The organism is Novosphingobium sp. BL-S-33, assembly GCF_056857025.1.
On the sequence record NZ_CM166475.1, the window covers coordinates 438,519 to 459,243 of the forward strand.

The 20,725-nt window shown below is 61.7% G+C and carries 21 protein-coding genes; 8 read left to right on the plus strand and 13 right to left on the minus strand.

What is annotated here, in order from left to right:
- Positions 1–64: 64 nt before the first annotated feature.
- The 5 genes from AC1VVM_RS18715 to AC1VVM_RS18735 all read right to left on the minus strand — a co-directional run bounded on the left by AC1VVM_RS18715 (position 65) and on the right by AC1VVM_RS18735 (position 4,359).
- Entirely contained in the window at positions 65–484 is a 420-nt protein-coding gene (locus tag AC1VVM_RS18715) for a GlcG/HbpS family heme-binding protein (protein ID WP_482905303.1), read from the minus strand.
- 81 nt (positions 485–565) lie between these two features.
- The gene (locus AC1VVM_RS18720; RefSeq protein WP_482957076.1) at positions 566–1,837 is read right to left on the minus strand and encodes a dihydrolipoamide acetyltransferase family protein; all 1,272 of its coding nucleotides are present in this window, start codon (positions 1,835–1,837) and stop codon (positions 566–568) included.
- Between the two features lie 4 nt (positions 1,838–1,841).
- On the minus strand, positions 1,842–2,864 hold the full coding sequence (locus AC1VVM_RS18725) for an alpha-ketoacid dehydrogenase subunit beta (protein WP_482905305.1): 1,023 nt from the start codon (positions 2,862–2,864) through the stop codon (positions 1,842–1,844).
- On the minus strand, positions 2,861–4,096 hold the full coding sequence (locus AC1VVM_RS18730) for a thiamine pyrophosphate-dependent enzyme (protein ID WP_482905306.1): 1,236 nt from the start codon (positions 4,094–4,096) through the stop codon (positions 2,861–2,863). Before AC1VVM_RS18730 ends, AC1VVM_RS18725 begins: the two co-directional genes overlap by 4 nt.
- A complete protein-coding gene (locus tag AC1VVM_RS18735; protein ID WP_482957077.1) occupies positions 4,093–4,359 on the minus strand; it encodes a hypothetical protein in 267 nt (88 codons plus the stop codon). Before AC1VVM_RS18735 ends, AC1VVM_RS18730 begins: the two co-directional genes overlap by 4 nt.
- 156 nt (positions 4,360–4,515) lie before the next feature.
- Between AC1VVM_RS18735 and AC1VVM_RS18740 the strand changes: the two genes are divergently transcribed.
- From AC1VVM_RS18740 to AC1VVM_RS18760, 5 genes are all read left to right on the plus strand, one after another.
- Entirely contained in the window at positions 4,516–4,980 is a 465-nt protein-coding gene (locus AC1VVM_RS18740) for an Lrp/AsnC family transcriptional regulator (protein ID WP_243652487.1), read from the plus strand.
- 286 nt (positions 4,981–5,266) lie between these two features.
- Positions 5,267–5,395, plus strand: coding sequence for a hypothetical protein (locus tag AC1VVM_RS18745; RefSeq protein WP_482905308.1), 129 nt, complete (start codon positions 5,267–5,269; stop codon positions 5,393–5,395).
- A 37-nt stretch (positions 5,396–5,432) separates the two neighbouring features.
- Positions 5,433–6,902, plus strand: a complete 1,470-nt coding sequence (locus tag AC1VVM_RS18750) for an LVIVD repeat-containing protein (RefSeq protein ID WP_243652456.1) — start codon at positions 5,433–5,435, stop codon at positions 6,900–6,902.
- Between the two features lie 22 nt (positions 6,903–6,924).
- Positions 6,925–8,583 carry a carboxylesterase/lipase family protein gene (locus AC1VVM_RS18755; RefSeq protein ID WP_482905310.1) on the plus strand — a complete coding sequence of 553 codons (1,659 nt, stop codon included), beginning with the start codon at positions 6,925–6,927 and terminating at the stop codon, positions 8,581–8,583.
- Positions 8,580–9,194: a TetR/AcrR family transcriptional regulator gene (locus tag AC1VVM_RS18760; RefSeq protein ID WP_482957078.1), complete on the plus strand. Its 615-nt coding sequence runs from the start codon at positions 8,580–8,582 to the stop codon at positions 9,192–9,194. The genes AC1VVM_RS18755 and AC1VVM_RS18760 overlap by 4 nt, the downstream gene beginning before the upstream one ends.
- A 30-nt stretch (positions 9,195–9,224) precedes the next feature.
- On the opposite strand, the gene AC1VVM_RS18765 is transcribed toward AC1VVM_RS18760, so the two are convergent.
- Genes AC1VVM_RS18765 through AC1VVM_RS18790 form a run of 6 tightly spaced genes read right to left on the minus strand, consistent with a single transcriptional unit; the run spans position 9,225 to position 15,200 of the window.
- On the minus strand, positions 9,225–11,240 hold the full coding sequence (locus AC1VVM_RS18765; protein ID WP_482957079.1) for an alpha/beta hydrolase domain-containing protein: 2,016 nt from the start codon (positions 11,238–11,240) through the stop codon (positions 9,225–9,227).
- Between the two features lie 52 nt (positions 11,241–11,292).
- Positions 11,293–11,955: a carboxymuconolactone decarboxylase family protein gene (locus AC1VVM_RS18770; protein ID WP_482905314.1), complete on the minus strand. Its 663-nt coding sequence runs from the start codon at positions 11,953–11,955 to the stop codon at positions 11,293–11,295.
- Entirely contained in the window at positions 11,952–12,512 is a 561-nt protein-coding gene (locus AC1VVM_RS18775) for a nuclear transport factor 2 family protein (protein ID WP_482905315.1), read from the minus strand. The genes AC1VVM_RS18770 and AC1VVM_RS18775 overlap by 4 nt, the downstream gene beginning before the upstream one ends.
- 43 nt (positions 12,513–12,555) lie before the next feature.
- Positions 12,556–14,250, minus strand: coding sequence for a class I adenylate-forming enzyme family protein (locus AC1VVM_RS18780; protein ID WP_482957080.1), 1,695 nt, complete (start codon positions 14,248–14,250; stop codon positions 12,556–12,558).
- Between the two features lie 6 nt (positions 14,251–14,256).
- Positions 14,257–14,772, minus strand: coding sequence for a nitroreductase/quinone reductase family protein (locus tag AC1VVM_RS18785; protein WP_482905317.1), 516 nt, complete (start codon positions 14,770–14,772; stop codon positions 14,257–14,259).
- 5 nt (positions 14,773–14,777) lie between these two features.
- On the minus strand, positions 14,778–15,200 hold the full coding sequence (locus AC1VVM_RS18790) for an EthD domain-containing protein (RefSeq protein ID WP_482905318.1): 423 nt from the start codon (positions 15,198–15,200) through the stop codon (positions 14,778–14,780).
- A gap of 92 nt (positions 15,201–15,292) precedes the next feature.
- On the opposite strand from AC1VVM_RS18790, the gene AC1VVM_RS18795 reads away from it, so the two are divergent.
- The 3 genes from AC1VVM_RS18795 to AC1VVM_RS18805 all read left to right on the plus strand — a co-directional run bounded on the left by AC1VVM_RS18795 (position 15,293) and on the right by AC1VVM_RS18805 (position 17,654).
- Complete coding sequence (locus AC1VVM_RS18795) at positions 15,293–16,162, plus strand: LysR family transcriptional regulator (RefSeq protein WP_482957081.1); 870 nt, start codon at positions 15,293–15,295, stop codon at positions 16,160–16,162.
- A gap of 55 nt (positions 16,163–16,217) precedes the next feature.
- Positions 16,218–16,961 (plus strand): alpha/beta fold hydrolase, encoded by a 744-nt coding sequence (locus AC1VVM_RS18800; protein ID WP_482957082.1) that lies wholly within the window; start codon positions 16,218–16,220, stop codon positions 16,959–16,961.
- 81 nt (positions 16,962–17,042) lie between these two features.
- A complete protein-coding gene (locus AC1VVM_RS18805) occupies positions 17,043–17,654 on the plus strand; it encodes a TetR/AcrR family transcriptional regulator (protein ID WP_482957083.1) in 612 nt (203 codons plus the stop codon).
- A 221-nt stretch (positions 17,655–17,875) separates the two neighbouring features.
- Here the strand turns inward: AC1VVM_RS18805 and AC1VVM_RS18810 are convergent, their stop codons facing one another.
- Both AC1VVM_RS18810 and AC1VVM_RS18815 read right to left on the minus strand, forming a co-directional pair.
- Complete coding sequence (locus AC1VVM_RS18810) at positions 17,876–19,111, minus strand: alginate lyase family protein (protein WP_482957084.1); 1,236 nt, start codon at positions 19,109–19,111, stop codon at positions 17,876–17,878.
- Positions 19,111–20,646, minus strand: coding sequence for a hypothetical protein (locus tag AC1VVM_RS18815; protein ID WP_482957085.1), 1,536 nt, complete (start codon positions 20,644–20,646; stop codon positions 19,111–19,113). The genes AC1VVM_RS18810 and AC1VVM_RS18815 overlap by 1 nt, the downstream gene beginning before the upstream one ends.
- Positions 20,647–20,725 lie beyond the last annotated feature (79 nt).

The following is a 20,725-nucleotide window of genomic DNA, read 5'->3' on the forward strand; positions in this document are numbered from 1 at the left end:
GAGCATGGAGGGAGGAATGTCGCCCGACGTGCGGTCTGTACACTCGGCCGAGAGCGGTCTCGGCTCAGCCGACTGCGAGACCGGCCGCTTCAATTCCGGCGAAGGCTGCTGCTTCATCGTGGTCCGAAACGTCCCCGCTGACGCCAACGGCGCCGAGCAATACGCCCGTTTGCGAACGGATCAGCACGCCCCCTGCAGCAGGAATGAGCTTGCCATTCCATGCGCTGGAAAGGGCGCCCATGAACTGCGGGCGCTCGGCCGCCATATCGCCCAGCTTGCGGCTGGATACACCCATTGCAAGGGCCCCGGCCGCCTTGCCGAGTGCAATGTCGGGTCGGCCGAATCCCGAGTTGTCTTCGCGCTCGAGGGCGACCAGATGTCCGCCGGGATCGAGGATTACGACGGTGAGTGGATTAAGCCCCAATTCGCGGCCTTTGGCGCGAGCAGCGGCAATGACGGCACGTGCCTGAGCAAGTTCAATCATGGGAGAAGTGACCTCATATGAATTTGGCACGGGACAGCGCCCGGTGCGGTTAGCCGATTGATGCGAGACGCTTATTGTCGCTCAGTCGACAAAAAGGAGGGCCGGTGTTTCGATCAGCCGCTTCGTCGCCTGCACGAAGCTGGCGGCATCCCATCCATCCACGACACGATGGTCGCATGACACGGACAGATTCATGACTTTGGCGACTTCTATCCTGCCATCCCTGACGACAGGCCGCTCGACAACTTTGTTGGGGCCAAGGATCGCGACTTCAGGTCTATTTATCACCGGCGTTGTGGCGATCCCTCCCAGCGGGCCGAGCGAGGTAATCGTCAGCGTCGATCCCGATAATTCGGCGGCGCGGATCGTGCCGTCGCGAGCGGCGGCGGCAAGGCGGGCGATCTCATTCGCAAGCTGCCAGATATTGAGCGAATGGGCATCGCGTACGACCGGTACCGTCAGACCTGCATCGGTCTGTGTGGCTATTCCCAAGTGCACCGCGCCCTTGCGGGTAACGATGCCGGTATCCTCGTCGTAGAGTGCGTTCATCATCGGAAAGGCCGGCACTGTGCGACATAGCGCCACTGCAAGAAGCGGGAGGATCGTAAGCCTTGGCCGCTCGCCGCGAGTGGCATTGAGATCGGCGCGCAATGCTTCCAGCTTAGTGACATCAATCTCTTCGATGTAGGAGAAGTGCGGTATGTTCCGTTTGGCCGCCGCCATATTCTCGGCCACCCGGCGTCGCAGCCCGATCACGCGAATGGCTTCGTCTTTACGGGCTGCGCCTGAGGGGCGGTAGCTTTCGGAATAGCGGAGAAACGCATCGAGATCGGCATGGCGGATGCGTCCGTCGGCACCCGGCCGGACTTCGCTTAGAGGGATACCCAGTTCTTTCGCCCGGCCGCGGACTGCGGGAGAGGCCGCGACCCGGTCGGCCCGTGCCGAATTGGGCGGAGCCCCGAACAAATGGCTGTCCGAAGGCGCAGGGCCTTGTTCCGACGATCCATCGCTTACGGTCGCGACCTTCGCGAGCATTTCATGGGTGTTCGATGCGAGTTCTGCCGTCGCCATATCCATCTGGACCAAGGGAATGCTATCGGGAGTTTCCTCTCCTTCCAGCTCGAAGACGGCGAGCATGCTGCCGATGGCGATTTGGTCCCCTTCCGCACCGCCGATCTGGAGCAACCTGCCCGAAACGGGAGCCGACATTTCCACGGTGGCCTTGTCTGTCATAACATCCGCGATGGGATCGTCCTCGCTGACCCAGTCACCGATACCGACCTTCCATCCCACGATCTCGGCCTGCGCGATTCCTTCCCCGATATCGGGAAGCTTGAATGCGTACGTCGTCACCTCATCACACCTCGATTATCTGTCTGAGCGCCTGCCCCACACGCGCAGGGCCGGGAAAATATTCCCATTCGAAAGCATGGGGGTAGGGCGTGTCCCAACCGGTTACACGTTCAACCGGAGCCTCCAGATCGAAGAAGCAGTGCTTCTGGACCAGGGCCGCAAGCTCGGCGCCGAAACCGCAAGTTCGCGTAGCCTCATGGACCACGACGCAGCGACCCGTTTTGGAGGCCGATTGACGAATGGTGTCGAGGTCGAGGGGGATGAGGGTACGTAAATCGATGATTTCTGCATCGATGCCGGTCTCTTGCACAGCCGCCAGCGCGACATGGACCATGGTTCCATAGGCAAGGACCGTAACTTCATCCCCTTCGCGCACGATGCGCGCCTTGCCGAGCGGCGTTGTATAGTGCCCTTGCGGGACCTCGGCGTCCGGGTGATCGGACCAGGACTGAACGGGGCGCTCATGATGGCCGTCGAACGGCCCGTGATAGAGCCGCTTGGGTTCGAAAAAGAGAACCGGGTCGTCATCCTCGATCGCAGCCAGCAAAAGCCCCTTGGCGTCGTGAGGGTTCGAGGGAATGACGGTCTTCAGGCCAGCCACATGCGTGAATATGCCTTCCGGCGACTGACTGTGGGTCTGACCGCCGTAGATCCCGCCGCCGTAAGGTGAGCGCACGGTAATCGGCGACCACCACTCCCCGCACGTGCGATAGCGCATGCGAGCGGCTTCGGAGATGATCTGGTCCGCCGCCGGGTAGATGTAGTCGGCGAACTGGATTTCCACCACCGGGCGCTTGCCGAATGCACCCATGCCGACGGCGACGGCGACAATACCTGCTTCGCTGATGGGCGCATCGAAAACGCGGTGTGACCCGTGCCTTTTCTGAAGCCCTTCAGTCGCCCGGAAGACGCCGCCGAAATAGCCCACATCCTGCCCGAAAATCGTCACCATCCGGTCGCGCTCAAGCGCGACGTCGAGGGCCTCGTTGATCGCCTGGATCATGCTGAGAGATTGTGTTGCGTTCATAAGCCTGACTCCGCCAGCTGGTCGCGCAGATGCGGAGGCATGATCTTGTAGACGTCTTCGAAAATCGACGAGGCGGGCAGGCGGGAGCCTTCCTTGAGGGTGCCGAAACTTTCCGACTCGCGCCCGGCGGCGTCCACCACTTCCTTGACCTCGCGTTCCAGTGCGGTGTGCATCGCTGCCGACCAGCATCCGCGCGAAGCGAGATGGTCGCTGAGGCGCGCAATGGGATCGCCAAGGGGCCACGTGGCGGTGTCCGTGTTGGGCCGATAGCGAGTTGGGTCATCCGAAGTCGAATGGCCTTCGGCACGGTACGTGAACAATTCGATGAGCGTCGGACCAAGGCCCATGCGCGCGCGCTTTGCGGCCCAGTCCGTGATAGCGTGCACGGCCAGGAAGTCATTGCCATCGACACGCAGCGAAGGAATGCCGTGGCCGATGCCGCGTGAAGCGAATGTCGCACGCTCGCCGCCTGCGATCCCCGAAAATGAGGAGATCGCCCATTGGTTGTTGACGACGTTCAGAATGACCGGAGCCTGATAGACGCTGGCGAAAGTAAGCGCGTGGTGAAAGTCGCCTTCGGCGGTGGCGCCTTCGCCGATCCAGGCAGCCGCGATGCGCGGGTCGCTTTCCGAAGCCGATGCCATGGCCCAGCCGACCGCCTGGCTGAACTGCGTTCCGAGGTTTCCGGAAATGGAGAAGAATCCGGCTTCGCGGCTTGAATAGAAGACCGGCATCTGCCGGCCCTTCAGGCGGTCATGGCTGTTGGAATAGACCTGGTTCATCATTTCAACCAGAGACCAGTCACGCGCGATAAGCAGGCCTTGCTGGCGGTAGGTTGGGAAGCACATGTCCTTCGGATTCAGCGCCATGGCGGCTGCAACCGCCACGGCCTCCTCGCCGGTGGACTTCATGTAAAAGCTCGTCTTGCCTTGCCGCTGGGCGCGCATCATGCGGGTGTCGTATGTACGCGTCAGGAGCATCGCGCGCAGGCCGGCGACGAGTGTCTCGTCCGTCAAGTGCGGGTTCCACTCACCCACGGCTTGATGGTTTTCATCAAGGACGCGGATGAGATCGAAGGCGAGCGCACGCATCGCTGCCGGATCCGCGTCGATTGCAGGCCGGGGAACGGAGCCTGCGGGCGGGATGACGAAACCCGAAAAGTCGGCGCCGTCTCCGGGCCTCGTGCAAGGTTCGGGAATGTGGAGATGCGGCCCGTTTGCTGGCCAGTTCATGTCGCGGGATCCAACTCGCGTTCCACGACGTCGTGAAGGCTGACATCCTGTACCAGGAAAATGCTGCCGAGCTTATCGGCCAGCCGCTCGGCTTCGGGCATGCCCAGGCCATCCTGCGTGATCGTTACTTCCATCATGGTTTCCAGCACCTGCGCCTCGATCCGCCTAGGGATCAGACCAAGCTGCACGAACGGATTGACCACGCGTGACACGGTTGCCGGATCGGACCAGGCGCGAACGAGAAATTGCTTTGTTGTATACATTGAGGAATATGCTCTTCCCGGTGAAGGGCCTGCTCTGCGGGCGGGCACTAACGGAAGATAGTCCGCGGATGGGCTTAAAAAAATTGCGCAATTTGAGCCCATTGCGCTCGCCTCGCATAAAAATTACCAAAACTGGAGGTTTTAAGAAAAATGTCGATCGATGAACTCGATGAGTTCGACAAAGCGATTTTGGGTGAGCTGCAGCGCAATTGCGCGCAGTCTACCGCTGAAATCGCCGAAGCGATCGGGCTGTCTCAAGCCCCATGCTGGAGGCGGATCCAGCGCCTGAAAGAAAATGGCTACATTCGAGAGCAAGTTGCCTTGCTCGACAGGGGGCTTCTGGGGCTAAACGCTCAGATCTTTGCGCAAGTGAAACTGACGGCCACCGGACGCGCCAATCTGGAGGCCTTCACGGAGGCGATTCGGGGGTTTCCGGAGGTGCTCGATTGTTACGTGCTGATGGGTAACATCGACTTCATCCTGCGCATCGTGGCGAAGGATATCGGCGCCTATGAGCGCTTCTTTTTCGACAAGCTCTCGCTGGTGCCAGGCGTGCAGGAAATCAATTCACTGGTCGCACTTTCGGAAATCAAGGCTACCACGCGCCTGCCGATTTATTGAAAGGCCCCGTCGTCTTCGATCGCCTCTTCCAGCGCTAGACCGTCTGAACGGACGTCAGGCCCACGTTAAGCGAAAACTCTGGAGGCGATCGCGGCACAAGTTTCGTCCAGCTCGCGCGGTCGTGCCCGAAAGTCCGGTAGTGCGCGCCTCAAGGTGTTTGGCAATGCTATCCCGAAGCTTGGCAATTCAATTTCACCCGCGGACTTGCCAAAACAAGAAAGACTACTAAACATTCGGTAGGTTACGAGTTCGCTGCAAAGCGGACCGGCCGAAGGGGAGTCGGACGGTGACGGAACTGCACCGGGAAAGCACCAACTTAGACAGCCTCGATACGCCGAACTGGACTTGCGCGGGGCAAGACGGATCGATGCGCCGGATGCGCAAGAACGGTCGCTGCCCCGACGTTGTCGATTGAAAGGGTGAGGGAAATGCAGGCAAGGAAAACAAAATCGATGATGACACTGAAGGCGCTCGGCTCTGTCCTTCTGGTCGGATGTGCGGCGATCTCGCTGCCGGTCTCCCAAGCTGTCGCAGCGACGGCGGACCGCCCTGAGCCGGGCAAGCAGGGGGAGACTGTCGAGGCCGAAGCGGGCAAAGTGCTTGCCACACCGTACTCGAGCGGCGTGAATGTCGTCGGTCATTCGGACATTGGCGGTCGGACGGGTAATCTTGCCATGGCCTGGTCGGGCGCCTGCGCTTACGTCGCCTCGGGCATGACGATCAAACCGGACGGACAGCTGCTCAAGCTTCCCGTCGATGCGACATCCGGGGTCGCAGTGATTGACGTGAGCAATCCCGCCGCGCCCAAGACCGTGCGGTATCTGCAAGACAAGGGCGCCATCTACGCGACGGAAACCCTGAATGCATCCACGACCAAGGATCATGCGATCCTGGCGGCAAGCACCTACGGCGGGGTTTCCGGGATGGGCGGTCCCGACGAGGGCTGGCTTTCGATCTACGATGTTCATGCCTGTGCCGATCCCAAACTGAAGTCCGAGATCAAGTGGCCGGAGCCGGTGCACACGATCACGATCTCGCCGGACGGCCGGTTCGTTTATGGAACCGTGCTCAATCCCTTCACGGGGGCCGGCGGTATCCAGATCATGGACATTTCCAACCCGTCCAGCCCCAGGTTCGTCGGCAAATTCGAAGCAACGCGCCCCGACGGTACCAGCTTCCCGTTCGCGCCGCATGAGCTTGTCTTCAGCCCCGATGCCTCGCGCATCTATGTGGGCGTCACGACATCGCAGGGCGCGGATGCGGAGCACGAATTCCGCAACCCCAAGCCCGGCGTTCCGTCACCGGCAGCGGTCGGTCAGGATGCAGGCGGTCTGTTCATCTTCGACAACAGCGACTTTGCACAAGGCCGCGCCGATCCCAAGCTGCGGCTGATCGGAGCGGCTGCTCACGCCGGCTGGCATTCGCCGGCTCGCGCGCGGATTGGCGGTGTTCCCTATATAGTGAATGCCGGCGAACTGGGCGCCTGCCCGGGCGCATGGCCGCGCATCACTTCCATTGCCGACGAGAAAAATCCCAAGATCGTTGGCGAGTTCCGGCTCGCGATGAACCGGCAGGAGAACTGCCCAACGCCCAGCACAATGGAAAAAGCCACCGGAGGTATCGTGGGACGCGTCGGGACGGCCGCCACGCACTTCCAGGATGTCGACGACGCCGACAATACCCGGCTGGGCCTGTTCCCGTTCATGTACGCGGGCCTTCGGATCGTAGACTTGCGCAATCCGGCCGATCCGCGTGAGATCGCCTATTTCAAGCCTGGCGACCCCTGCATGTCCCACGTCCGCTACGTGGGTGAGAGCGGCCAGATCTGGTTCGCCTGCAATGCGAGCGGGTTCTACGTGATCGAACTCAAGCCGGAACTGCGCAAGTCGCTGGGGCTGGCGGTGCCGCGCCGCGCACGATGACCGGGAAGGGGAGCATACTGACATGGACCATGGCGCATGGGACCGAAGAAAAGTGCTGGGCACCGCGCTGGCAGGCGCGGCGGCCATGACCCTGCCGGGTATGGCCGATGCGGGCGAACCGACTGCTACGGGCGTGGTGGATACGACATCGGGGAAAGTGACGGGAGCCCGCGCCGGCGGAGTCTCGCGTTTCCTTGGTATACCCTATGGAGGCGACACTTCCCTGCGGCGTTTTCAGCCGGCGCAGGGAGTATCGCCATGGAGCGGCGTGCGCGCGTGTAATACCCTCGGCCACAAGGCGCCGCAGGGCATGATCACCTTGCCCGGAATCATGGGTAAGGTTGATCCCCATGCCCCGGGCCTTCCGGTGATGATGGCGGTCGCCAACCTGACCAATGCCCAGCTTGGCGAGAGCGAGGACTGTCTCGTCCTCAATGTCATCACGCCTGATGCTTCGCCCACGAGAAAGCGGCCGGTCATGGTCTGGCTCCACGGCGGCGCATTTGCGATGGGATCGGGCCTCGATCCGATGACGGACGGCAGCGAACTTGTCCGGCGCGGCGATGTCGTGTTCGTTTCGCTCAACCATCGTCTCAATGCGATGGGTTATCTTTATCTTGGCGGCTTGCATGAGGATTTTGCCGATAGCGGCAATGTCGGCATGCTCGACATTGTGCTCGCGCTGCAATGGGTACAGGCCAATATCGCCGCCTTCGGGGGCGATCCGGATAACGTAACGATCTTCGGACAGAGCGGCGGTGGGGCCAAGGTCTCAACCCTGCTGGGAATGGCGCCCGCTCAGGGCCTGTTCCACAAGGCGATCGCGATGAGCGGGCCGATCGTCTCGCTGGTCTCGAAGTCCGATGCACAGGAGATCGCCGAGCAGACGATTGCCCGGCTGGGAATTTCCAAGGCCGACGTGCACACAATGCAGACAATCGATCGCCAGAAGATCATTGCCGCTGCGTCCGCAGTGCGCCTGCCTTCGGCCGGGACCGGGCTGGCGGCAGGGACGCTTGCGCCGATGGTGGACGGACGCTCGATCCCGGCCGACCCGTTCGACCCGGCGGCGACTGCGTTCAGCCGGAATATCCCGCTGATGGTGGGGTCTGCAAAGGACGAGGCCACTCTTTTTATGGCAGGGGACCCCGAACTGGGCGCCATGAGCGAAGAGCATGCCCGGGAGCGGTTCGCCGCCGTCATGGGCGATCGCGGCGCGGCTGCTTTCGCCGCCTATCGCGCGGCCTATCCTCATGACGATCCCAGCTATCTGGTGTCGTCCATGATGACGGACCGGTTGTTCCGTTCCGATTCGATCGTAATGGCGGAGCGCAAGTCGGCGCAAAACGCTGCGCCTGTGTACCTTTACCGCGTTGATTACGAGCCGCGCGTAGCGGGCCGTGTGCTGCGCAGTCCGCATGGAACCGAAGTGCCGCTGGTGTTCGGCACGAAAGTCCCTGTCCAGTTCATTGGCGAGGGACCGGAGGTCGATAGCCTGTCTGACATGATGATGACGGCATGGCTCGACTTTGCGAAAAACGGCAATCCGGCAGGAAGCCGGTTGGCATGGCCGCGCTACGACAGCCGGACACGTCCCAACATGATCTTCGACGTTTCCACCCGTGTCGTTAACGATCCGGACCCTGTCGCACGCGATCCGGTCGCCAGAGGCCGTGCGTGACGAAATCGAAGGATCGCTGGAAGCCTCAGGAGCGGAGAAATGCGATCCTGAAAGAGGCAATCGCCATGTTCGCCGAACTCGGCTTTCACGGCTTGACGGTCCATGGTCTTGCGGATCGCTGCGGGATGTCCGGCGCGGGTCTTCTTTATTACTTCCATTCGAAAGAAGACCTGCTGCTGGGAGTGCTCGACACCCTCGAGACAAGCGAGAGAGCGGCAGCCGAGCCCCTGATAAAGGCTTTCGAACATGCGCAGGACCATTCGGCCATGGCCTGGCAATCGATCGTCACGCTGATGCGGGAGATGGTTCGCCGGTCGGTGGCGGATCCGGTAATTACCCGCTTCGTGCTGCTGTTGCAGGCCGAGTCTCTGGAAACGGGGCATGTCGCGCACGACTGGTTCAAAAAGCGCGAGCAAATGACGCTCGAACTCTTGGAGAAACTGCTGACGCCCTATGTTGCCGAGCCGGCCTCGAACAGCCGCCACGTTCTGGCGGTCATGCAGGGCCTTGCTCAGCAATGGTTGCGGCAGGGCCGGGAATTCGACGTCGTCGCCGAGTGGGACAAGGTTCTGGAACCCCTGCTGTCGCGAGGCAGACTGGCTCAGCCCTGACTATGCGCGTTAGAGGGAACGCGTGCGCCGTCATTCCCTCAGGACATCGGAATCCTCGGCCGCTTCGATCCATGCCCGGGCGTCCATTTCGAGCATGAAGCGGGCTTCAACGCGTTCCTGCGCGGCCTTGCGGATAGCAGAGACGAATCCCTCGTGGTCGCCGTAGCGCTCTTCCAGTGAAAGACGGGGGTCGCCTGCGGCAAGCCGCTCTTCGCGCGTTCGGGCGAACGGCAGGTAGGATCCTTCCAGTCCGCAGAGGTCACCGCCGCGGCATCCTTCGCGGCGCAGGTTCCAGCCGACATTGGTGCCCAGCGGAACCGCCGCTTCCATCGGGCGGAAGTCCCCCACCGCGATGCCGTCTGCGTCCGGGCGCGGGACGAAGAGGCGGTAGCTCTTACCATGGCACGGCGGAAGCGTGGTGAGGCGTCCGCCGTGCGGGCCGAACTCCGGTCCGAAGTCCAGCAGATCCAGACCGGCGATGACGGCGGGCGGCTGGAAATCCGGTATATCCGGGAACAGCGCCTGGTATTCCTCGATCGTAATCAGCCCACCGTTTTCGATCGTCGGGAAGGTACTGGACGGCGGTGCAATTCCCCGGTCCGCCCATTCGTCGAGAACGACCACCAACGCGCCGCCATGGCCGGGCAGCGAACGCTCGATGGCTTGCGGGTTGAAGGCTGGTGCATCGAGGGCCTGTGCCGGGTAGCGGGCTTCGCCCATGAAACCGTTTGGCGTCACCGGCGGGCTCAGCAGTCCATAGATGCCGAGATGACCCGAACCCGCCTTGAAATAGAGCCGCACGTTGTCGGCTTGAGCAATGGCGTTGCCGTGCCCATCGACGACCTGGAGTGAGTTCTTCCATGTCCAGAAGCTGTTCTCATCGACAGCCTCGATCACCAGCGGATCAGTCGCGGGACGCTTCAGGATGCCATCGGTCCGGCCGGTCAGCGGATCGAGCGAGGGTCCGAATGTGAAGGGCGATTGGGCGTTGGAAAGATAGTCGGCATGGCCGTCCTGCGCGGCATAGAATGTGGGGTGCGCGAATTCGACATTGGCAAAGAGGCGATTGGCCCCTCCGGTGTTGATGAACACGCCGTCGAAGACCTTTCGGCCAACTTCGTCCTCATTGAAGCCCAGATAGAGGAATTCGCGCAAATACATGCCGGTCGAGGAGGCGCCATAGGCATAGGAGCGACGCGCAGGGCGCTGGGGTGAGAAGCCCAATGGATTGGGCGTGCCCTCGTTGTCGGCTGCGGCCGAGCGCAGAAATGCGGCAAGGTCGCGCGTCACCGCATAGGCCAGCCCCATGACGATCGGGTTCCTGGCCGGATAGATCAGCTCGTAGAGCCGGTCCGGGCTGAAGCCGTCGAACAGCGTGATGTCGGTGGTGGAGGGCGTCAGGCTGTCCAGACCGTCGTTGCACGTCCCGAAGGCCCATCTGTCGGCAGGCACCGGGACCGGCACTCCGCCTGCCCGCTCGCGCATGACGAGGCTTGAGGCCGAGGTGTAGGTATCGGCCGTCTCGTAAGCGCGCCAGAAAGGGGCGAAGGGCTGGCTCAGCATCGGTACCGGGACCGAGAATTCCAGCCGGACATTGGCGATGATCGGCGAGCCGTCGACCTGCGTGGCGACTGGAAAATCGGGGAACAGCTGCACTGGATTGGGAATGCCGTCGCCGTGCCAGCCCGCATCGACAAGCACGAAACCCATGCGGAGCTGCTGCGCGACCTGCCCGTTGACCTTCGACGCGTCATCGACCGGCCCGAGGTCGGTATTGCCTCGATTATTGATGTCGTGGAAGATCTTGCCGTTGCCTCGCCCCATGTCGACAGGCTTGAGCAGGATCACCGGAGCACGGAAGGCGACTTTGCCGCTCGCGGTCCGCGGAGCGCGATCGAGATTGACGATCACGGCATTGCGCGGGTCGGCGGGATCGACTTCGAACCATGCCGTGCCGGTCAGGCGTTCGTATGGGCCGGCCTCGCCCCAGGAGTGGCCACCCGCATAGGGCTCGCTGTGTTCGATGACGAGGCGTGTCAGCGCCATGGGTGTCTCCGTAGTCCTGTATAGTTCGGTAGGTCGGGCGCGGCAGCGATAATCAGCGGGCTGCGAGCCCCGGATTGCCAGCTTCCAGCGGCAGCCGCAGCGCATTCTGGAAATAGGCGACCAGCGTGAACTGGCCGATCAGCACGATCAGCTCAAAGATCTGCTGGGCGTCCAGACTGCGCGAAAGCACCTCCCAGGTCTCGTCGTCGACTGCGGCATTGGCGTGCAACTGCTCGGCACAGCGTAGAATGGCACGTTCGTGGTCGTTCCAGAGGGGCGATGCCGAGCCTTCCGACGTGATCCGCTCTATCTCCTCGCTGGTCATGCCCAGCGCCTTCGATTGATGGACATGCTCGCCGAATTCGTAAGGCGCTTGCAGCAGCCAGCCGGTGCGCAGGATCGCCAGCTTCTGGTCGCGCTTCGCAAGGCGGCTTGCCGGGCCCATGACCGTCATGGACAGCCCCATGATCCGTTCCCACAATGTGCCGAACGGCATCATCGTCACCATGATCTGGGGAACCTGCTCGATCGAGAGCGAAGGGACATTGCCGAACAGCGAGGCACGCAGGCGATCGGTGGCCTCGATAATCTCATCAGCGCGTGCCATGCGATCCACTGTCTCGACGCGCGGCGGTTTTCCGAGGATTTCGGCCTCCCGGGCACGAATACGTTCAAGCGTCTGCGGATCGACGGCTACAGTCTGCGTATCGCTCACCAGCGGACTCCTTCTTGGCGGGGCTTCCACTCGTAAGGGCGCTCGTAAGAAGGATCCTCCTTGCTCCACAGGCCCTTAAGGAAGCCTTGAACATTCTTGGAGTGAACCCAGGTGCCGTCGCAATCCGCGCTCGCCTCGATAGTGCAGCGGCGCACGACGATGCGCCATTCGCCGTTTCGCTTTTCCAGCCGGTCGAGATAGCGGCCGATGGCGATGGTCGTGCTCTTGCCATCAAGCCAGTAGAGGCCGCCGATCACGTAGGATTCGCAGTGGGCCACATCGCCGTCCAGCTCGCAGATGTGGTTGGTGATGTTGTGGCTGGTCATGTTGAAATTCGTGTAGTGGCCTTTGTTGGCCTTTTCCGGATAGTCCGGAGCGAACGTGACGCTCGGGCCGTGTTCGTCCACACCGTCTTCCCACCAGCAGCCGGCGATCTGCTCGACATCCTGCCGATCGCGCGCGCGGCTCTCGCGCTGGATGCAATCAAGAATGTCCTGCCGGTCCTTGAGATAGACGACAGTCGCCTTCAATTCCGCGAGTTCCTGTTCCAGGCTCATAATGTGCTCTCCCAATTCGAATATATTGTCTGCCTATCTCGCTTCACACGAGGCGGCTGGCCGCAAGCTGGCGAAGGTCGGCCGTCTTGATCTTGGCGCTGCCGGTGGTCTTGAGTTCGTCTTCGGCGAAAAACAGGACCATGCGCGGGACCTTGAAACTCGCAAGCCGCTGTCGGGCATAGGCGCGGATCTGTTCGGCGGAAGGGGCCGCGCCTTCCAGCGGCACCACGCAGCTGACCACGAGTTCACCCAGCAGGGCGTCGGGCAAACCCACCGTCTGTGCGATCTTCACGCCCGGACAGTCGCGCAGCACCGCGTCGATCTCCAGCGGCGAAACGTTGGCGCCGCCCGTCTTGATGATGTCGTTGAGCCGGCCCTCCCAGAACAGGCGGCCCTCGGCGTCCAGCCAGCCACCGTCTCCCGTGTGGAAGAAGCCTTCGTCATCCAGCGTATCGTCCAGCGGGACGCCAAGATAGCCCAGCATCAGCGTTGGTCCCTTCACCGCGATTTCGCCGCGTTCGCCAATCGGCACGGCGGAGCCGGTCATCGGATCGACGATGCGGATCGTCGATCCTGGGGTCGGGCGTCCATGACTGCCCGCCGCGTCGCTTTCCGGCGTACCGGCTGGAAAGACCGAGATCAGCGTGAACGTCTCGGTGCTGCCGTAGGCGCGCGGTTCGGTCCAGTTGGCCGAAACGGTGGGGTGATTGGCGAGCGGGAAGGCGCCGTCGACATAGCGCAGTGCGGAAAGATCCGCCTCCGCATAACCGGGCACGGCCTCAAGCTGCGGCCACTGATGCGGCCAGGCGAGCAGCATCGTCGCGTTTTCCGCCTGGATCAGTGCCAGCGCCGCTTCGGGATCGAACCAGCGCTGGAGCAGCAGACAGCCGCCGGAAGACAGCGTTCCCCCCAGCGCCATGGTGAAATTGCCCGAGAAGAAGAACCCGTTCGCGGACCATGTTCGTGGCGGTTCTTCGATTCCGTACCAAGTCTTCCAGCGCCAGAGTTGCAGGCAGATCGCGCGGTGTGCGGAAAGAATACCTTTCGCCTTGCCAGTCGATCCGGAGGAGAAGAACAGGGCGCCCGGATCGCTTGGCAGGACAGCCGCCGCGCAGGCCTCGATCACGGCATCGGGAACAGCGTCGCCACGGGCAAGGAACGAGGACCAGCCTTCGACGGCGCCGTAGCCTTCGTCCCCATCGATGCGCGCGATATGCGTCAGGAAGGGGAACCGAGCAGAGAGCAGGGCGCCCGGCGCGCTTCCCCCGATGGACGGCTCCAGTTCGCCCAGCATCGCGGCAAAGTCCTTCTTGAGGACGTGGCGCTCAAGCAGCAGGACCGAGCAGCACGACGCCTCCAACACGGCGCCGAGTTCCGGCGCGGTGAAGAATGTGCTGATGGTCGTGGCGATGCCGCCTGCCAGCGCGGTGCCGAACAGGCAGGAGAGGAACTCCAGCCGGTTCGTCATCAGCAGGCCAACCCGCGTGCCCTTGCCGACGCCGCAAGCCTTGAGTGCGCGCGCGACTTCGTTGGCGCGCGCCCACAGGTCGTCATAGGTCCAGCGCACCGCGGCGCCGTCAAGGTGGATCACGGCGGCTGCGGCGGGGCCGTGACGCTCCACGACTTCGCGCAGATAGGCGCCCAGTGTCAGCGCGCCGCATCCGGCTTCCTCGGCGAGCGGAATGCCGTGCGCGTAAGACAGTCCCGCAGTATCGCGTTTCGCGTAAACGTGGGTCATGGGCGGTCAGGTCGTCCGGATGCCGGTGGCGTCTTCGGCGCGAAAGACCGGAATTTCCTCGGCCGCCTTGAACATGACCAGCGGAAGTACCCGGCTCGTCGATTTCTGGTAGGTCTCGTAGAAGGGATGGCAGTCGATGAAGAAGGACCAGACCTTCTCACGCTCGGCGCCTTCGGGCTCTCGCCAGGTGCCCCGGAATGCCTGCGTCGCGATCTGGAATTCGATTTCGGGCTGGTCGACGATATTGAGATACCAGGCCGGATGATGATCGGCGCCGCCCTTGGACGCGCAGATAACCACTTCGCCGCCGATATCGGCGTAGCACAGCGGCGTGATGAAGATCTTGCCGCTCTTGCGGCCCGTGTACTTGACCAGGCAATGCGTGGCGAAGGCACGGCCTCCGACGGCCGTGATGTCCATGATGTGGCCCTGAACGCCGCCCGAGGAGAGATACATCTCACGGTGCTCGCTCACCCAGTCGCGCCGGGCTTCGCGGATCACCTGCATGCTTTCGTCGCTCATCCGCTTTACTCCGCTTCATCGCCATGGCGAAGCACGACATGCGTCGCCTCGCCATGCGGACCCATTGGGGAATCGTAATCGATCACCGAGCAGACCGGATTGGCGTGGCTGGCGAACAGCCGCCGCTCATCCTCCATAGTCATCGGCAGACGCGCGGGATCGGAAATGATGCGCTGCGAGGCTTCGAAATCCTCGCGGCTGTTCCACCAGATTTCCATCAGGCAGTCATAGCCGGAATCGTGGATTTCGCCCGTTACAGGATTGCGCTCGGGCGTGAGATAGCGCCGCACGTAGCGGACCGCGTTGGGTAGCGCGGGCTTCGCGCCCATCTTCTTCGCAAGCTGCGAATGCTGGTTTTCGTAATAGTCGAGGAAGGCGTCCATCGACATGTCGGGCCGCTTCCGGAAGAAGCAGATCTGTTTGAACATCGGGCATCCCACTTGTCATTATGGCATTAGCATTGCGGCAAGCGGGGTATGAGGTCTAATGCTGAATTCGTGTATCTCCATGCGGATTGTTTATGGACCTATCGCTCGGCAAGCTTCAGCATCTGGTTTCGGTAGCGCGCTGCGGAAGCTTCTCGCGCGCTGCGATGGAACTCAATCTCAGCCAACCGGCACTTAGCCGCAGCATCGCGACGATCGAGGAACGCTACGGCTTTGCGATCTTCAACCGCGTCGGCCACGGGGTAGAGCCTACTGCAGCCGGAATTCAGGTGCTGGAGCAGGCACGTCCCCTGCTTAAGGGGCTGCGGGTCTTCGAAAGCAACATGGGCCTTCTGGCGGGCGGGCGCGGCGGGCGACTGTCGATGGGGATGGCGCCGCTGCTGGCAAGCGAGCTGGTTCCGCGCTTCACCGGTGACTTCTTCGGCGCCAGTGACATGCAGCTTCGCGTCATGGTGCGCCCAGGTGAGGAACTGGTCGAGGCCCTTGCCAACGACGAAGTCGAAATGATTTTCTTCCCCGGCCCGCACGTTGCCGACGCCGGGGAAATCGAACTCGAACAAGTTGGCGATGCGCGGCCCGCCTGCGTGGTGCGACAAGGCCATCCCCTGGCGGGCCGAAAGAATCTGCAACTTGCCGATCTGGCGGACTATCCCTGGGCCAGTTCGGTTGAAGATCCGGTAGGCCCCCCGATCCCGAGCCGATCGCGCATGGTCTGCGACAATTATCATATCCTGCGGGACGCGGTGATGGCCACGGAGCTAGTCTGCATCTGCTCGCAGGCTTTCATAGCCGAAGAACTGCGCGATGGCCGGCTGGTCGAGATCGTCATCGACGGATTGCCGCTCCCGCCTACCGGCATCTTCGTGGGGCGCCTCAAGGGCAGGGTCCATTCACCGCTTGCGGCAAGAGCATTGGCCGCGATACGCGGCTATCTGGCGGCATGATGCCTCGGCCTGATCCGCCCCATAACCGATAACAAGAACCGAGAGGAAAGCGTGCATGGATATCGAGATCGCGTTCGTCCACGGCGGCGGACAAGGCGGATGGGTGTGGGGGGAGACCATCGCCGCCCTCAATCTGCAAACCGGCGGCAGCAGGACCGTTGCGCTCGATGCCCCGGGCTGCGGTACCAAGCGGGACCGACTTACTGCCGAGGTTAGCCTTGATGATGTGGCGGAGGAGATGATCGCCGATATCCTCGCTGCCGGTCTGAAGCGGCCGTTGCTGGTCGGTCATTCGCAAGGCGGTCAGGTCATGTCGCTGATGCTGGCCCTGCGTCCGGACCTGTTTCGGCGCGCGGTCTATGTCTCGTGCTCCATACCTGTACCAGGCCAGAGCGTTCGTGCGCTGATGGGCTCCGGAATTCAGGGCACCAATCCCGACGAAGTCGGCTGGCCTTTCGATCCAAAGACCGAAAACCCCGCGGATCGCTATCCCCAGATGTTCTGCAACGACATGGATGAGGACCAAAGATCAACGTTTCTGGCGAAGTTGGGCGGCGACACCTGGCCTTTGTCGACGTACGAATACACGTCATGGCGGAACGATCATCATGGAATAGTGCCGGCGACATACGTCGTCTGTCTGGCTGACGGCATATTACCCGTTTCCTGGCAGGAGCGGTTCGCTGAACGCTTCAAAGCCGATCGGATCGTGCGGATCGATGCTGGGCATCAGGCGATGAATACGAGGCCGCATGCGCTGGCGGAGATTTTGCGGCGAGAGATACTGCCTGACTGCTAACGCGGCACGGAATGCCGATTTGTTGGATTGGCGGCGCGTTGGGCCTTGCGCGCGTTACCAACTGATCGGTACAGCAGTTCCATGGTTTCCAAGAATCAAAGAGGAACGCGCGAAGACGCTGCCGTTCGCAGAGCGCAGATCATCGACGAGGCAATCCGCCAGATCGGTCAGATAGGCTCGCGCGGATTTACCATCCAGGGTCTGGCGAGCAAGTGCGGGATCTCCAACGCGGGGCTGTTGTATTACTTCGGCTCCAAGGATGGCGTCCTGATGGCCTTGATCGATGAGATCGAGCGCCGCGAGGAAGTGATCGTGGCGCCGCTCGTGGCCGCCACGAAAAAATCCTCCGGGAACGGAAAAGATGCCTACCTGGCAATGGTGCGGTTGCTGCGCCGGATTATCGAGCGTTATCGGGAAATTCCCGAGCTTGGCCGCTTCCTCATCATCCTGCAGACGGATGCCATGGATCCCGCGCATCCCGCGCATGACTGGTTCCTGGCAAGGGCCGAGGAAACCGAAACCCTCTTTGCCCAATTGCTGCAGTCCTGGGCAGAGGATCCGGAAGAGACGGCTCGCATCTGCTACGCGCTGATATTCGGCCTGGCCCGCCGGTGGTACGATAAGCCGGGATCGTTCGATTTGGGGGCCACGCTGGAGAATACCATCCGCGCATTGGTTCCATTCGAAAGATGACAGGCTGTTTTGCAGCTGCCCATACCGCGATTTGGTTGAGCAGCTTGCGGGCTTGCCTCTTAGCTTGGTGAAACCGTGCTAATTGGTCAATATGTAAGGCTTGCGCCAATCGCTACTTGTTCAAGGTCGCAATGATTTCGGTCCAGAAGGACTGTTGAAGGGCAGGGCCTTTGCAACGAGGCCCTGCGTCATAAGGGATGCGGCGCATTGGGTGCCGCACGTTACGTCTTGGTTCCTTCATCCAGCAAGAGCAGCCATTCGACTGAGCCGTCCTCATCATTGCGTAGCTCCGGTTGCGCCGCCGCCGTTCGATGCAATCCGGCTGCAATCGTCCGCCATTCGGGATCGAGATGGGCAGCCATCAGATAGACACGCTCCGCGGTCACCGGTTTCCACGGCTCGTTCCGGAACAGAGGGTTCCCTGCTTCCGCGCGTCGCCGATCGAAGGGTACGACGGACTTCACGAATTCGATATGTGACTGCTTGCCGCTGGCGAAGGCGCTGAGCCAGGCAAGCGTTCGTTGGAGGCTTCTGCCCTCTCTGGCTTGATAGCCGTACCAGTCTTCCCCATGCGCTTTTGCTGCGAGCGCGGCCATGAGCTGGGATGAAAGGCTGAAATCCACGTAATGCAGCGCATCGCGTTGAGCGAAGTCGATGGTCGAACCATCCGGCAGGAGATTGGCGTCGACTTGCATTTCGAACAGCATGCGCGCGCGCCGGATCAGATCATCGTCGCCGAGCTGAAAGGCTGCAAGGGTTGCCAGCTTGATCCGATGGCTCTGCCAATTGTTCGTCAACGTCGGTTTGATGGGAACGTCGCCTTTCTCCATGGCCTCGATATAGCCCGCCGCAAGCTGCTTCAAAAATAGGCGAACTTTCACGCGCATCGCCGTAGAGGCGTCGGGTGCGACAAGATCATAGGCGAGTATCATTCTGTCGAAACGCCCCTCGTCGATCGGATTGAAGGAGAGCGTATAGGTGGACACCCAGGCATCGATGTACTGCGCGGCCTTGCGCAGATAGGCTCGATCACCCGTCAGCCGCCACGCCACCGCCAGATCGAACATGACGTCCATATCTTCGAGACTGGCCTTGGCGGCCGCAATATCGCGGGCGTCTGAAACCTGACCTGTAATTCCGGGCGCTTGCGCCTGTCCGGAACTCACACCTTCAATTCGGATGTGTTTCGCCGGCCGTGGATCACGTGTCAAAAAGACCTGTGCCCGGTCGAGGATAGCGCGTTTGAGGGTACCGTCCACCTTGCCCCGGGCGAAATCCGGGCCAAGGAGGGCATAGTCCGGCACCGCCATGGCTTGGGAAGGCAGGACTGCCCGAGCACTGACAGATGCCGGGGTGGTCATTAACCCTGCCGCAGCGACCGCTGCCGCCGCAAGGGGCAGGCGTGCGGCAAGAGCTGCAAACCAGTAGCCACTGCACACTAATGGGGTCTGACGCATCAAAGGCATGCCCGGTTGGCGGCGCCGGGGATCTGGATGAAGGTTATGCTCAGAGCGGGCAGTGTTACGGCTTCGCTGGCGGCCTCCTGCGGATGCAGATCGGGCAGCTTGTCATCCGCCCCCAATTCAAGCACGTGGCCATTCAGCAGGACGGACTTGGCTTGCAGTTCCGGCGCCGTCAGCGTGTAGATCCGCGCTTTTCCGTTTGTCTGGAGCGGCTGCGCCGCATTGTTGGCATTAATCGCGACAAGCGTTACCACGCCTTTGCCTTGCGGCGCGCAATGCGCATAGATGTGCAGGCCAGGTTTGCCCGAATTGCCCGCATCCAGGACTGTTGGTCCAACCAGGCGCTTCCAGAGCAGAGCCGCCCAATAGTTCGGCCGCGGCGTCAGTGTCTCTGGTTCCAGCATGCCGTAGTTGCCACCCACCAGTGTTTGATGAAACACGATATTCGCGCCCAACTTGGCGAGTCTTCCGAGCTGATCGACGTAGCGGAAGGTATCGAGGAAAGTCGCGCTCCACGGTGCGCCGCTACAAGCCGCACCGGCGGTCTCGGTATTCCATATCGGCGCACCTGGCGCATAACGGTCCCGTAGCGTCTTGTGATCGAGAAATGACTTCTCGGTCTGGGCGAACCAACCATCGGTCATCGACAGTTCGAGGCTAGTTCCCACCGGGGTGTCGGATGGGGCGCAACGCGGTGCGACTGCAGGATAGAAGTGGTATGAAATGACATCGAACCTGGGAGTTGGATTTCCCGACATCATCTGATCAGGATTAAGATTACCGGGTAGTGGTATATTGGCCACGGCAACGTCGCCGGGGCCGACGATTTTCATCTTCGGTAATGCCTGCGATGCGAAGGCCCGAAATGCGACCTGATCGCGGGCAAACCAGGCTCCGTCGTACTGCTTGGGCGCGCCGCCGTAATTTGGCAGATTAGGCTCGTTGAACAATTCAGCGGCGTCGATATCACCGCCGATGCTATGGGTATATTCCACCAGCGGTCTGGCCTGTACCGGTGTCCAGATGCCTTGCTCGTCACGGACGGCCGAATTTACGGTGAAGGACATCAGCAGCTTGGCGTCAACGGCATGAGCGAAGTCGATGACGCCCTTCCATTGTGCCCGCGTCAAAACAGAATTGTACCCCGCCGGCGGCACGGCCAGCGCGGGTTTGTCGTCATTCTGGAAATAGACGGTGTTTGCAGATGTGCCGCTGGTGCGCAGGTAGGCCGGCCCGAGCGCGCTTGCCAATGTGCGCAGGCGGCGATTGTAGAGGTCAAGCGGCTGGTCCAGCTTTACACCGCTCATGACAGTGTCAACGTGGACATCCCCATCCGATGAAGCGCTTCCGCTCGCCTGCGGCTTGGCTGGTTTTTTCGCCATGCCGGTTATCGCAATCAGATCGAGATTGTAGGCTTGGTAGCGACTATCAACCTCACCGATTTTCTGCATAGTCGCGGGGGACGCCCCGGGCTGCTGCGCCATCAACGAGGAAGCCGTAGTCCCGACAACGCCAATCAGAACGGTCATTGCGACTCGCCGCGATGAAGGCGATAAGTTCATGAGAAATCTCCCAAATACACGCCATGGTTTCGATCCCGTGATGGTG

Excerpts from the sequence above, each read along its gene's own strand:
- AC1VVM_RS18715 (WP_482905303.1), bottom strand. The coding sequence starts at position 484 with ATGATTGAACTTGCTCAGGCACGTGCCGTCATTGCCGCTGCTCGCGCC.
- AC1VVM_RS18725 (WP_482905305.1), bottom strand. The coding sequence starts at position 2,864 with ATGAACGCAACACAATCTCTCAGCATGATCCAGGCGATCAACGAGGCC.
- AC1VVM_RS18730 (WP_482905306.1), bottom strand. The coding sequence starts at position 4,096 with ATGAACTGGCCAGCAAACGGGCCGCATCTCCACATTCCCGAACCTTGC.
- AC1VVM_RS18735 (WP_482957077.1), bottom strand. The coding sequence starts at position 4,359 with ATGTATACAACAAAGCAATTTCTCGTTCGCGCCTGGTCCGATCCGGCA.
- AC1VVM_RS18750 (WP_243652456.1), top strand. The coding sequence starts at position 5,433 with ATGATGACACTGAAGGCGCTCGGCTCTGTCCTTCTGGTCGGATGTGCG.
- AC1VVM_RS18755 (WP_482905310.1), top strand. The coding sequence starts at position 6,925 with ATGGACCATGGCGCATGGGACCGAAGAAAAGTGCTGGGCACCGCGCTG.
- AC1VVM_RS18765 (WP_482957079.1), bottom strand. The coding sequence starts at position 11,240 with ATGGCGCTGACACGCCTCGTCATCGAACACAGCGAGCCCTATGCGGGT.
- AC1VVM_RS18775 (WP_482905315.1), bottom strand. The coding sequence starts at position 12,512 with ATGAGCCTGGAACAGGAACTCGCGGAATTGAAGGCGACTGTCGTCTAT.
- AC1VVM_RS18780 (WP_482957080.1), bottom strand. The coding sequence starts at position 14,250 with ATGACCCACGTTTACGCGAAACGCGATACTGCGGGACTGTCTTACGCG.
- AC1VVM_RS18785 (WP_482905317.1), bottom strand. The coding sequence starts at position 14,772 with ATGAGCGACGAAAGCATGCAGGTGATCCGCGAAGCCCGGCGCGACTGG.
- AC1VVM_RS18790 (WP_482905318.1), bottom strand. The coding sequence starts at position 15,200 with ATGTTCAAACAGATCTGCTTCTTCCGGAAGCGGCCCGACATGTCGATG.
- AC1VVM_RS18795 (WP_482957081.1), top strand. The coding sequence starts at position 15,293 with ATGGACCTATCGCTCGGCAAGCTTCAGCATCTGGTTTCGGTAGCGCGC.
- AC1VVM_RS18800 (WP_482957082.1), top strand. The coding sequence starts at position 16,218 with ATGGATATCGAGATCGCGTTCGTCCACGGCGGCGGACAAGGCGGATGG.
- AC1VVM_RS18805 (WP_482957083.1), top strand. The coding sequence starts at position 17,043 with ATGGTTTCCAAGAATCAAAGAGGAACGCGCGAAGACGCTGCCGTTCGC.
- AC1VVM_RS18810 (WP_482957084.1), bottom strand. The coding sequence starts at position 19,111 with ATGCGTCAGACCCCATTAGTGTGCAGTGGCTACTGGTTTGCAGCTCTT.
- AC1VVM_RS18815 (WP_482957085.1), bottom strand. The coding sequence starts at position 20,646 with ATGACCGTTCTGATTGGCGTTGTCGGGACTACGGCTTCCTCGTTGATG.